Source organism: Nostoc sp. (genome assembly GCF_054880495.1).
Map to the genome: position 1 here is coordinate 27,639 of NZ_JBTYKD010000175.1, position 12,202 is coordinate 39,840.

At 38.8% G+C, this 12,202-nt stretch carries 12 protein-coding genes; 7 read left to right on the forward strand and 5 right to left on the reverse strand.

Annotated elements, in window-relative coordinates:
• The 4 genes from ACYTXL_RS17160 to ACYTXL_RS17175 all read left to right on the forward strand — a co-directional run bounded on the left by ACYTXL_RS17160 (position 1) and on the right by ACYTXL_RS17175 (position 6,314).
• Complete coding sequence (locus ACYTXL_RS17160; protein ID WP_461925780.1) at positions 1-3,156, forward strand: hypothetical protein; 3,156 nt, start codon at positions 1-3, stop codon at positions 3,154-3,156.
• A 30-nt stretch (positions 3,157-3,186) separates the two neighbouring features.
• Positions 3,187-3,750: a CIS tube protein gene (locus ACYTXL_RS17165; protein WP_461925781.1), complete on the forward strand. Its 564-nt coding sequence runs from the start codon at positions 3,187-3,189 to the stop codon at positions 3,748-3,750.
• Between the two features lie 70 nt (positions 3,751-3,820).
• The gene (locus tag ACYTXL_RS17170) at positions 3,821-5,578 is read left to right on the forward strand and encodes a VgrG-related protein (protein WP_461925782.1); all 1,758 of its coding nucleotides are present in this window, start codon (positions 3,821-3,823) and stop codon (positions 5,576-5,578) included.
• A 250-nt stretch (positions 5,579-5,828) separates the two neighbouring features.
• Positions 5,829-6,314, forward strand: a complete 486-nt coding sequence (locus ACYTXL_RS17175; RefSeq protein WP_461925783.1) for a PAAR domain-containing protein — start codon at positions 5,829-5,831, stop codon at positions 6,312-6,314.
• A gap of 277 nt (positions 6,315-6,591) precedes the next feature.
• Here ACYTXL_RS17175 and ACYTXL_RS17180 read toward each other — a convergent pair whose 3' ends face one another.
• Entirely contained in the window at positions 6,592-6,759 is a 168-nt protein-coding gene (locus ACYTXL_RS17180) for a hypothetical protein (protein WP_461925784.1), read from the reverse strand.
• 78 nt (positions 6,760-6,837) lie between these two features.
• Between ACYTXL_RS17180 and ACYTXL_RS17185 the strand changes: the two genes are divergently transcribed.
• The 3 genes from ACYTXL_RS17185 to ACYTXL_RS17195 all read left to right on the forward strand — a co-directional run bounded on the left by ACYTXL_RS17185 (position 6,838) and on the right by ACYTXL_RS17195 (position 11,095).
• A complete protein-coding gene (locus ACYTXL_RS17185) occupies positions 6,838-8,016 on the forward strand; it encodes an RNA-guided endonuclease InsQ/TnpB family protein (protein ID WP_461925785.1) in 1,179 nt (392 codons plus the stop codon).
• 271 nt (positions 8,017-8,287) lie between these two features.
• Positions 8,288-10,294, forward strand: a complete 2,007-nt coding sequence (locus tag ACYTXL_RS17190) for an eCIS core domain-containing protein (protein WP_461925786.1) — start codon at positions 8,288-8,290, stop codon at positions 10,292-10,294.
• Positions 10,295-10,318: 24 nt separating this feature from the next.
• A complete protein-coding gene (locus tag ACYTXL_RS17195) occupies positions 10,319-11,095 on the forward strand; it encodes a pentapeptide repeat-containing protein (protein ID WP_461925787.1) in 777 nt (258 codons plus the stop codon).
• Here the strand turns inward: ACYTXL_RS17195 and ACYTXL_RS17200 are convergent.
• The 4 genes from ACYTXL_RS17200 to ACYTXL_RS17215 all read right to left on the reverse strand — a co-directional run bounded on the left by ACYTXL_RS17200 (position 11,092) and on the right by ACYTXL_RS17215 (position 12,182).
• The gene (locus tag ACYTXL_RS17200) at positions 11,092-11,250 is read right to left on the reverse strand and encodes a hypothetical protein (protein ID WP_461925788.1); all 159 of its coding nucleotides are present in this window, start codon (positions 11,248-11,250) and stop codon (positions 11,092-11,094) included. The two genes, ACYTXL_RS17195 and ACYTXL_RS17200, sit on opposite strands and share 4 nt — an antisense overlap.
• Positions 11,251-11,435: 185 nt before the next feature.
• On the reverse strand, positions 11,436-11,612 hold the full coding sequence (locus tag ACYTXL_RS17205) for a hypothetical protein (protein ID WP_461925789.1): 177 nt from the start codon (positions 11,610-11,612) through the stop codon (positions 11,436-11,438).
• Positions 11,613-11,627: 15 nt separating this feature from the next.
• Positions 11,628-11,915, reverse strand: a complete 288-nt coding sequence (locus ACYTXL_RS17210) for a DUF2442 domain-containing protein (RefSeq protein ID WP_461925790.1) — start codon at positions 11,913-11,915, stop codon at positions 11,628-11,630.
• An 18-nt stretch (positions 11,916-11,933) separates the two neighbouring features.
• Positions 11,934-12,182, reverse strand: coding sequence for a DUF4160 domain-containing protein (locus tag ACYTXL_RS17215; RefSeq protein WP_461925791.1), 249 nt, complete (start codon positions 12,180-12,182; stop codon positions 11,934-11,936).
• Positions 12,183-12,202: the final 20 nt, after the last annotated feature.

Sequence of the window (12,202 nt, forward strand, 5' to 3'; positions counted from 1 at the left end):
ATGCAAGTAATTCAACCTTTGCTAGGTTTGTCTATAGTTCCACTAGGAATCGTAAAATATTTTGATATATCGAACAGACTCTTACTAAAAAAAGAGTCTAATTATGATTTGGGTTTTAAAAATGCTATTCAGCCTTTAGGCGGAAGATTAGGACTAGGATTACAAACAAAATCGCCATTTATCAAACCATTAATAAATGATTCTACATTATTACTACCTCGTCAAAACAAACCTATAATTGACGAAAAGGTATGGAATAGTGAAAATTGGGATATTAATGAGTTTACAACTTTTCCTACATATGAATTAGAGAATGAACGAGAAAAATATCACGAAAATGAGACAGATATTCATACAAGTGACGTAGAAAATAACCTGACAACTATAATTACAGATTTATTACCAGTTACAGAGCCTCGTAATTTCGATAGTATTGAAGATAAACATCATAATGTTAGCATCGTTAATCTTGAAAACCACAATATCACTCAAGATATTCCGGTACAAGATCAACCACAAAAAAAATTAAAGTCAAAATCAAAGAACTCAGCTACAACAAAATCTAGCACTAAAAATTCTAATAAAGCCAAAAAATCTCAGAACGTAGCCACTACAAATATAAGACTGGAAGCTAATAATATTCCAGAATTTTCACCTCATCTGGACAAGCTTACCCCAAACCTAACCCAGCAAACTCCAATAATACAAGAATTGCCGGAAAATTCCCAGGTTATAGACTTACAAAAAACAAGCTTTCTAGATACTGCAAAAAATAAAAATAATATTCATTATAGTCATAATGAAATCGCTCTAGATTTTTCTGTTAAGCAAAATTTATCAGAGCCAGAAAATCAATATATTGCAGCGCAGCAAGAAATACACGATCCAGTAAAAGAAATACTAAATCAAGAATTGATATCTTACTCAGAAGAAACCACGATTTTTCGGGACATAATAGAAGAACCCAATAATATTACTAATGTTGGAGGTTTATTAGAGAATTCTCAAATAAATAATCTAGCATTTCAGCAAGATAATTCTTCTGTTATTGAGTCTTTTATAAATCAGGAAACCTTAGCCAGCAATGAAACTAATTCTCAAATAATTCCTGAATTACTTTTACAAATGACACCTGATACTTTAGCGAGTAATAAGATTGCAGAAAATAAAAATGCTTCTGAGAGTTTAAACGATTCGCAAAAAAATATATCTCAAATATCACTTACACATAATTCATCTATTCAAGCAGAATATAAACAGCACAATATTGAACAAAATACACTAGAAAATCAACCTACTTTAACCACAGAAGCATATTCTACTGACTCTGATGAAATTATAAATCCATCTGACACCTCCGAAAAATTCATCAATCAGATTCCAATAGAAAACAATATTAACTCAGAACATAGAGAAACTGAGGCTAAATTATCTCCTCTTATTCAAACAGTAAGCAAAAATACAATTACAGAAAATCAACCTACTTTAACCACAAAAGCATATTCTGCTGACTCTGATGAAATTATAAATACATCTGACACTTCCGAAAATTTGATCAATCAGATTCTAGTAGAAGAGAATATTAGCTCAGAACAGTCATCTCCTCTTATTCAAACAGCAAGCAAAAATACAATTGCAGAAAATCAACCAATAATAATTAAAGATAACAATCACATAAATGCTCAAGAGGGTAATTTAGAAACAACAACTAAAGATGTTGCTACTGTAGCAAATTTTGATTCTGTAACTGCCAAAATAACGCAGGATATTTTAGACACAGATTCGGAATTAAATCATTCTCTAGAATCAGCAAATTCCAACGCTGAAAATACAGATACTAATAGTATAGTAAGCAATTTAATTAATTATCAACAAATCGAATTGGATGAAATACAACAAAATAACTTATATCCAGAAGTATCAGCAGGCGATAATTTAGATACTCTTGCTATTCAAAAAAAATCGCAGCAAAATAATATTACACTAAAAGCAAATAATCTAGCTAATAATGCTATTGCATCAAAAGATTTAGCAGAGAGGGAACATTCTTTAACTCTGCCAGCAGAAACATCGCAAAAAGCAACACAAACAGAACTTTTAGCTTCCAAGCTGGAAGATAATTCTTTAGAAACGCCAACGCTAGAAAATCTCCCAGATGCAACCGAAGTATCACCACAAAATAACTTTGTTAATTTGTTAAATCAATTATCTGATAACCTACCTGCACCCACAGGTTATGCTATTGGTGGATTAGTTACACCAAAAAATATATCAGATAATTCTGCTGCCGCGATCGCACCTTCTGATACTGTACCTGCAATGCTGACTCCGGGAGAGTTTGTCATTAATGCTAGCGATGCACAAAAAAATATTCACGTATTGCGTCACATTAATAGTGGTGGAACATTATCAGAGGATATTAGTACCTCAAACGCTCCCAATATTCAATCAATACAAGCAAAAGACACTAGTTATATTCAACCTTCGACTCAAGTCGATAATTTCCCAAATAGCGCCGATATTATTTCTCCTAAAATTCCCAATATTTCGGTTTCATCCCGGCAAAAATCTGGAATTAGCCATCCTGGGATGATTGCACGTCATTCTTTGCAATTCAATTTATTTAATGGAGCAAATGAAAGCTTAACCACTGAAATTCCCAAACACTCTCATCATTATTCATCACCACCTTTAATTTTTAGGCAAGCAAATACAAATAATACAACTACAGCTAATAATTTTAATACTAGTTTTCCCTCTGAATGGGGAAGTGTAGAAGAATTACTAAATGGTAATGCAGAGGATTTTACAGCATTTGATTTTAACCAAGTTAATCATCACCAATCAAACTTAGATAATTCGACAAATTTACAAACACCACAAATATCAACTAAACGCTTACCCACTATTCAAGGTTTTGCCGATGGTGGAGAAGTTGCAAAATCTGATATTGCGACAGATATTAAACCTGTGACAGAAACTGTACAAAATACTGCTAACTCTGCTAATAATTATGATGCTTCTAAACAAGAAAATAACCAAGATAACTCTGCCGACTTAGAAACATTAGCCAGTGAGATTTATAGCAAGTTATGCCAACGTTTAGAAATAGAAAGAGAACGTTATGGAATGTATTCAGGCCGTTTACCTTGGTAATACTTAATTAAATGAGGAGAAGTCAAAAAAATGGCTACCGATACAAATAAGCCTACATTTATAGAACCACAAAAACGTCAACCAAACCTCACAAAAGCAAAGTTAAAAGCTTTGGATACAGAATCTGATGATATTGTATTTATGTTTAATCCTACAGAAATTAGCTTCACAAGAGCAGTCAAATGGGAAAGTAAGCAAGGTAACAGAGGAAGCGAACTATTGCCAAAAGTAAATTTTTCTGGTGTTGAGCCTTACAAATTTACTCTCAAGCAATTACTTTTTGATACCTATGAAACGAAAAAATCTGTAATGGAAGAATATATTAATAATATAAAAAAAGGAGTTGAACCGACAAAAAAAGATAAACGTCCATCAGTTTACATTTTAATGTGGAAAGATGAATATTTTTATTGTGTAATTACTAGCTTAACCTACACGCTTAATATGTTCTTGACTGATGGTACGCCTGTAAGAGCTATGGTAGATATTAGCTTGCAAGAAGTTGATAAAAATAATCTTCCAGGAACCAAGGAATCAGCTAGTAAAGGTAAAGATCGAGATAATAGTTCTCATAATCCTACAGGTAAGAAATAAAAACCAATAAACCCGATTTCTGGAAGAAGTTAGGATTCTAAAATATAGTAATAATTTTCAGTATATAAATATGCCTACAGAAGTAAAAGAAAGTCTTTATTTATCTGAACCGCTCCTAGAATTTTCTAAAGGTAATGCTTGGGAAAAAGCTGATAGCGAATTAATCAAAGATTTGCTACAAATAACCATCGAAGAAAGCTTGCATTTACCAGCAATGTTTACTTTAGTCGTGCATAATAGTTATCTTCCTGCTAGCGATAAAACAGACCGTAAACCACAACGTCATGAGAGTATTTTTGCAATTGGTAAGAAGATACGCTTGGGTTTTGTTGCGAGTACAACTCAAGATAGTAATTTTGGAAAAGACGACAAAGATTTTATGATTGAAGGTGAAATTACAGGCATTGAAATGCACTTTAATGAAAAATCTGAAGCTCCTATTATAGTTCGCGGTTATGATATTTCTCATCGCTTACATAGAGGTCGTCATAATCGTTCATTTTTAAATGAAACTGATACTGATATCGTCAAGAAAATAGCAGAAGAGGTAGGAATAAAAGCAGGTAAAATAGACCCAAGTGGAGAACCTCATGAATATGTATTTCAAGAAAATCAAACTAATATGGAGTTTTTGCGTGAGCGGGCTGCCCGTATTGGTTTTGAGTTTTTTATTACAGAAGATAAACTAAATTTTTGTAAACCTCAAAGTCAAAAACCTTTAGAATTAAAATGGCTAGTTAATATTAGTCATTTTAGTACGCGCATTACTAGTGCGGAGCAGGTTAGTGCTGTAGAAGTACGTAGTTGGGATTATACCCAGAAAAAATTAATTACCTCAACTGCTAGTTCAGAAAAAGTTATCACTAAAACAGGAAATAATCGAGGAAGCAGCGTCAGCACCGAATACAATCTCAATAATAAACCCCCCAAAATGACTGTTGTAGACCAGCCTGTATCCAGCGCTAAACAGGCAGAAGCGATGGCACAGGCTTTGTGTGACGAACTCGGAGGTGAGTATATATATGCTGATGCCAAAGCCGAGGGAAATCCTCAAATTCGACCGGGAAAATTAATCAAGCTTAAAGAAATAGGCGATCGCTTTAGTGGAGAATATTACGTAACTGAAACTCGCCACTTTTATAACCAACGAGTTTATTCTACTGAGTTCAGCGTGCGGGGATTGCGATCAGGAAGCCTGTTAACAACCATTTCACCCCAAATCCACTTACAGCCAGGTCAGACTTTCCTGGTAGGAATTGTCACAGATAATAAAGATCCCAAAGGTTGGGGTAGAGTCAAAGTGAAATTTCCCACCCTCACAGAAGAACACGCCAGCCATTGGGCTAGAGTTGTAGCATTAGGTGCTGCTAACAATAGGGGTTTTGATTGTTTACCAGAAGTCAACGATGAGGTATTAGTAGGTTTTGAACATGGCGATATTCACCGTCCCTACATTATTGGTGGTGTATGGAATGGTAAAGACGCACCACCGGAAAAAGTAGAAGATTCAATTCAAGGTGGAAAAGTGCGGTTGCGTACTATTAAAACCCGCACTGGACATACACTGCAATTCGTCGAAGAAGATAAAGGTGGTAGTAAAACAGGTGTTCGCTTGCAAACAAATAAAGGTCACAAAATTTATTTAAATGATAGTGAAGCCTGCATTGATATTGAAACCCAAGGTGGTCATAAAATTAAAATGGATGACCAAGGTAAAGCAATATCACTAGATTCCACAGGGAATTTATCAATAAAAGCAAAAGGCAATATCGAAATTAAAGCAAACGGAACCATTACTGTTAATGGTGCCATGATTTACCTAAACTAGTACGTCACGGCGGAAATAAACCTACCATTTGGAATGGGTAAAAAGCTTGCGGTATAAGTATTCTTTCTTTTTACTTTTTACTTTTTACTTTTGCCTTGTTGTACTAGTACAGCACGGCGTAAATAAGCCACCCATTTGTAATCTCTGAAACCCTTGCTAAAACGTAATTACGAATTACGAATTACGAATTACGAATTACGAATTACGCGAAGCGGTACTAGGGAGTTCATGATTAATAAAGGAGCAAAAAATGCCTGGTAAACCTGCTGCGCGTGTGGGAGATATAACTGCTCACGGTAGTCCGTTGTCGATTGGACCGGGTAGCATGAACGTAATAATTGGTAAAAAACTAGCTTGGCGAGGTATTTCCGCAGCACAAGCCGCAATGTTAGCGCAAACCTTCACCAAAGGAATGGAAGATATTGGCAAAGCTCAAGTAAAAATGACTGCGGCTAGTGGAACACCTGCTGCACCCGCTGCTGCTAAAAATCTCGCCAAAACAATTGCTGATGCAGTGGAAAACATGGCAAAATTGATGGCTAGTTTCGCTACAGACATTCATACTTGTCCCATCGTTAAAGTTGTGGTTCCTGATGGTGTCGGTGTAGTCATTGATGGTAGTCAAACTGTCTTGATTAATGGTCTTCCAGCTTGTCGCATGGGCGATACTATTCAGGAAACCACAAGCATCAACAAAATAGCCGCAGGTGAATTTACTGTGATGATTGGCGGATAATTAATACTTGTCGGTTAAGGGGAAAAGGGGAAGGGGAAGGGGAAAGGGAAAGAAAAAACCTTTAACCTTTTCCCCAAACCAAATTCCAGTTTAAAATCCTAGCTTCGCTATCGCAACTGTTGGGTGGGCCTCTCTAGCCAAATTTTTCAGGATTTGTAATTCTACATCCATTGTCCTGCTTACCTTCCAGAGTTTTTTCTTTTAATCCTTTTATTAAGAATACTCGGAAAGTGACCGAAGAGCAAAATTTAATTAGCATTTTCTTGTCTAAAATACTTCAATCCTGATCAGTTTGGTCAAGTTTCTCCTGCAACCATGCTTCAATTGCATTTCTTAGCTCTGACTGCCAATTAGGGATTGACCTGATTTTATCCCGGATACCCACACGCAGTTTTAGAGTTAATGGTTTAGTATCTAGCGGCTGACAATTATTCGGATAAACCAAAACTCATGATTTTTTTTGAATGACATTACTTAAAAGTATCAATACTGGTATACTTGTATAAGTATAAAACATAAGTCTATGTTGGCCATAAAGCGAGAATTAAAACTGAATAAAGTGGAAACCTCCTTGATGCGTGGAAATGCTGGGTTTAAGCGATTTGTCTACAACTTTGGGTTGGACTTGCTCACTGCTTCTTGGAGTCTTGAAAATGTGAAAGCGTCTGACTTTAAAAGAATTAATGCCATTAAGAAAGTATTTACCCAAATCACAATGCAGAAGCCTGAGTATGCATGGATGAAAAAATATCCCTCCACTGTATATCAGTCAGTATTCATTGATTTAAAAAATGCTTTTGAGCGATGGCGCAAAGGTTTAGCCCAATTCCCGAAAAAGAAATCCAAGAAAAAAGGAGACTCTTTTACTGTATATAAAACTGCTGGGATTTACCCAGAAAAAGGCAAGCCACCACTGCCCTTTACTAATCGAGTTGTAATCAATGCTCGTTCTCTCATAAAGTTACCAGGGTTAAAGGAACTTAGGTTAAAAGAGCGAATTGACTTTATCTGTAGTTCGCAGACGTTTACTGTGTCTAGAACTGCTGATAAATGGTTTGTGTCATTCATTTTAGATGCTGAGAAAATACCACCAATAATTCACCCTATCGAAAAAATTGGTGTGGATCTAGGTGTCAAAGTTTTAGCAACTTGTTCTGATGGCTCAAAGTACGATATGCCTATGACTACAAAAACAGCGAAAACCAAGCTGAGTAAATTACAGTGGCATAATCGTAATAAAGTCTTTGGAAACAGAAAGCTAAAAATTAAAGCTTCAAATAATGCGCTTAAATATTACACTTGTCTTGCTAGACATCACTCAAGAATTGCTAATATCAGGCAAGATACGACTCAGAAAATGACGACTGACATAAGTCGTAAAGCTTATGTGATTCGGATTGAAGATTTAAACATCCAAGGCATGATTAGTAATCAGAAATTAGCAACTGCTGTAAGTAATAATTGTTTTTACGAAATTCGTCGCCAATTTACTTACAAGCAAGCTCACTATGGGACTAAAGTTGAGTTAGTTGATAGATGGTATCCTTCATCAAAGATGTGCTGTAAATGCCATCATATTCAGCCGATTACATTGAGTGAGCGTGTCTATAATTGTGGCAATTGCGGCAATATTCAAGACCGCGATGAGAACGCATCTGTAAATTTAATGAATGCACCTTTTGATAAAATACGGTTGGCTTGACCGGAATTTACGCCCGTTGACAAGAAGTAGCCGACTACCTTGGCTGACGCGGGAAGAAATCTCTATTCTGAAGTTTGAGTAAGTTTAGGTAAGTATTTTGAAGCAGGGATACTATTGCTTATTGACAAAAGTAAAATTATCTTAACCTCTCACTGATAAATTAGATTTAAGTCTATATCATAAGCATTTTGATAAATTGTAAAATTTATTTCGTAGAAAAATGCCTAGCACCAATAATCACGACTGTACCCATTAATGAAGGAAGGGTGAGATGAGCGATCGCACGTTTGAGCGTAAGAAAGCAGCTACATCAACTTTTTCCAATCCGTCCCTTGTTTCACCACATACGCCGACCCTGGCAAACCCAGAGCGCGGCTTTGGTTTACCAACGAATAATATAGTTCAAGCACAAACCGTAGAATCAGCCAACCAGCAAGCAGCGCAAGCGGCTGATGAGAAATCCAAGTTATTACAAGCTCTTGAGCAACCGTCTTTTGGACACGACCTTAGTCGCATAGTGGTGCGTCCTCCCCAGGCGAAATTGACGGTGGGAGAACCAGGGGACAAGTATGAGCAGGAAGCGGATGAAGCGGATTGGATGGCAAATCAGGTGATGCGGATGCCTGATCCCGCTCCACCTGTGCAGCCAGAGGCGTTATCTAAAGATGATGAAGCGGTACAGAGGAAGGCGATCGCTATCTCCTCCGTAAATGATGGATTTCTCCAGCAAAAATGTTCGGAATCTGAGCAAGCAGCGCAGTCTACTGACGAGCAATCTTTGTTATCACCAGCGATTCAGCAACCGTCTTTTGGACACGACCTTAGTCGCATAGCGGTGCGTCCTCCCCAGGCGAAATTGACGGTGGGAGAACCAGGGGACAAGTATGAGCAGGAAGCGGATTGGATGGCAAATCAGGTGATGCGGATGGTTGTGCCAGATCAACTTAACGCTCAAAGCGTACAGTTTGTACAAAATTCCTTGCAGCGCAAATGTGCTGCTTGTGAGGAGGAAGAAGACAAAGTACAAACTAAACCATCCATACAAACGGCTACTGATGGTGGCTTACAGGCAGGGAATAATATTGAAAGTCGGCTCAATAGCAGTAAAGGTGGGGGTAGCCCGCTACCGGATGAGGTGCGATCGTTCATGGAACCCCGCTTTGGTGCTGATTTCAGCCAGGTGCGGGTGCATACAGGCAGCGAATCTGTTCAGATGAACCGGGATTTGAATGCTCAGGCATTTACCCACAAGCAGGATGTTTATTTTGGGGCGGGGAAGGCTCCTGGTAAAGATGTATTGACTGCCCATGAGCTAACCCATGTGGTGCAGCAGACAACTGCCGTTCAGACCAAACCCGCTGTTTACACAGGAACTATTCAACGTGAGCCTACGAATCCAACGGTCACTTCTGCACAGCAACAACAGACTGTATTCGGGCCAGGAGCTTTGTCAAAAAAGCAAGACTTCTTAAATCGCTGTGGCCAAGTCAACACAATTATTGATGCCGCTGATCGAGGGGCAACAGCTTGGTTACTGAGTGTTGCTCTGGCCTATGGTGATGCCTGGAAAAACCACACGGATAGATTAGATAAACAGGCTCAAGACGAAAAATTACAGCAAGAATTGATTCTCGGCGCTGCACTAGCCTTCTTTCCAGGTGGTGTTGGTGGTGAGATTGGTGCAGCTCTTAAACGATGTGCTAGCAGTGACTTCATCATTGATGGAGTCAAAGATCTGGCTAAATATGGGGGACGATCGCCCGCTATGGCTGGATTAAAAGCAATAGGTGTTGCAGGTCAAGCTAGCCCAGGTTTGGCAGCTTTTCCAACCGATCCACTGCAATGGCAAAATCAAGTCGCATTAAGGATAAAGAGTGAACTTTTAGTTGCAACAAAAACTTTAGAGAAATGGCAAGAGAGCGCCAATACCAACGATCCAAATTTTGCGATGGATTTTGATCCGGTTGTAGCCATGAATGGAGCAGTTGTAGTTGAGGGTAAAAAAGCAGCAGAGTTAAACCCAGTTGATCAGGCAGAAACCTCCAAAACGTTTGAGAAAGGTTTTTGGAAAGAATGGTTAGAGCAGTACGGATATAAATTAGTTGGTAATGCTAGCAGAATCGGAGTTTTTTACGGTGCCGAAAGTAATTATGGGAAGGAAATTAAAAAGCGCTGTAAAGAATTGGGTCTAAATGTTGAACAATATGCTTCGGTTGCAAGGGAGACAGTTGAAGCAGAAGCTCAAAGAAGAAATCACCAGGCAATAGAAGGGAAATAAGCAATTTAGGAGAGTTAGTTAACCGTGACACAATCCACCAAAACTGCACAAGCCGAATTAGTTGAAAAACTTCGTGAAACTCGTCGATTATCTCCTTGCGATGGCGATTTTTTTGGAGTCAATCTACAAGGGGCAGATCTGTCAGGGCTTTCCCTCTCAATGGTCTCTTTAACTGCCGCCAATCTTGATAACGCTAATCTTACGGGCTGCCAGTTTCGTCAGGTTAATTTAACAAACGCCTCATTTAAGAATGCTAACCTCAGTCAAGCTCGCTTTGAGTTAGTAGATGCAGGATCAGCTTCATTCATAGGAATTCAAGCTTCTGAAAGCCGTTGGGAGCAAGTTAACTTGACGGGTGCTAATTTCTCTCATACTAACTTAGCTAAGGCTGTATTTCGTGGTTCAACTTTAGAGTCATCCTGCTTCAATGATGCCAATCTTTCTGAAGCAATGTTAGTATACTCCAATATCAATACAGCCAGTTTCCAAAGAGCATATCTTCTATGGGCTAATACTGTTGGTTCAACTTTTAATCAGGTTGATTTTACAGATGCCAGGAGCTTTTTCCTGTGCAGGGAAATCATAGCTGAAATCCTTGGCCGAGAAGTAGGAGACAGCCTAGAGCGATCAAAATTAGTTGGCTCTATTCTAATTGGCACGCAGTGGTGTTATCCAGAGTGGAAGCAGTTTCTTAAAGTACAACCTGAATATCGTGAAATAGCGTTTGAAATTTTTCGCCGTTACCCCGAATCTGGATTTATTGAGGCCCTTAGAGTCGGTTGGAAAGATTCTACTTCTTAAACGATATTGCTCACTGATACTTGCCGAGCAAGCTCTTGTAGTGCGATCGCTTGGGGGGCAAATGCTGAGAAGGGGCGATCGGCAGTGCTATCGCTGATCGCGTAGATTGTGTTGAGGTACGAAACCCAACATCTACAGGCATAATAAGCAATCACAGTGCATCGCATTATGGTTTTGGAAGCGCGATCTCGGTTAAAAAGGGGAAGAGGGCGATCTCAATCTCTATATCTTGCCCAAAATGCGATCGCACTTCGGAGCGATCACTGTTAGGTCTGGAGCGATCGTATACGGATTGCTGACGCGATAAACTGTGGGACAGATGGGAAGGGGCGATCGCTTGCTAGAATGAGCAGAAATTTAGAGCGCGATCGTCATGTGTGAGTGCGATCGCTGATCGCGTAAGTTGGGTTAGGCTTTGATAGGGCGATCGTCGATCTTGTAGTGCGATCGCTTTTGATGGGAAGTATTGGGCGATCGCGGGTGAACAGAAAGATGGGCGATTCCAATGGAGAAGCATTGGAGGGCGATCACGCTATGAGTGCGGGATGCGATCGCCTGCCAATGCTTCACTCTCCGTCAACGACACACCATTTTTCCATAGCTCATACTCGCTAATATCGATATCTGAATTCCAGACAATCCCGTAGCCCCCTGGCTCAATCTTAAAATTCTTGAAAAAAGTAGGCTGTCGAAGTGGAGCAAACATAGGAGTCTCTAGAAGATGACGAACGTCGTATTTTTTAATTTCTTGATTGGTAAATTCAATCACTAGAATCGTATCGTCGATCGCTTTAGCTTGATGAATTCGGGGATACTTCATACTGCTCCTAACCTAAATTTACTTCAAAGGAGGTAGCTTACGGAACTCCTGGGTATTCCACATTTGTAGCAAATCTTGCTGGTATAACGTTGCCCACTCCAGAACTAATTTTTGTGCCCGACTTGGTAAATCCCCCTCAATGATCTCAAGTGACTCAATGCTGATTAACGCATTATACTCACCATAAATTGCATGAAAATGAGGTGGCGGACGATCACCAAAGAACACCTTGATGACAATTCCATAAAACCGTGCAACCTCTGGCATAACCCCATTTAGCGAGTGTT

Coding starts and splice junctions, on each gene's coding strand:
- ACYTXL_RS17160 (WP_461925780.1), top strand. CDS start 1: ATGCAAGTAATTCAACCTTTGCTAGGTTTGTCTATAGTTCCACTAGGA.
- ACYTXL_RS17165 (WP_461925781.1), top strand. CDS start 3,187: ATGGCTACCGATACAAATAAGCCTACATTTATAGAACCACAAAAACGT.
- ACYTXL_RS17170 (WP_461925782.1), top strand. CDS start 3,821: ATGCCTACAGAAGTAAAAGAAAGTCTTTATTTATCTGAACCGCTCCTA.
- ACYTXL_RS17175 (WP_461925783.1), top strand. CDS start 5,829: ATGCCTGGTAAACCTGCTGCGCGTGTGGGAGATATAACTGCTCACGGT.
- ACYTXL_RS17185 (WP_461925785.1), top strand. CDS start 6,838: ATGTTGGCCATAAAGCGAGAATTAAAACTGAATAAAGTGGAAACCTCC.
- ACYTXL_RS17190 (WP_461925786.1), top strand. CDS start 8,288: ATGAGCGATCGCACGTTTGAGCGTAAGAAAGCAGCTACATCAACTTTT.
- ACYTXL_RS17205 (WP_461925789.1), bottom strand. CDS start 11,612: ATGCTTCTCCATTGGAATCGCCCATCTTTCTGTTCACCCGCGATCGCC.
- ACYTXL_RS17210 (WP_461925790.1), bottom strand. CDS start 11,915: ATGAAGTATCCCCGAATTCATCAAGCTAAAGCGATCGACGATACGATT.
- ACYTXL_RS17215 (WP_461925791.1), bottom strand. CDS start 12,182: ATGCCAGAGGTTGCACGGTTTTATGGAATTGTCATCAAGGTGTTCTTT.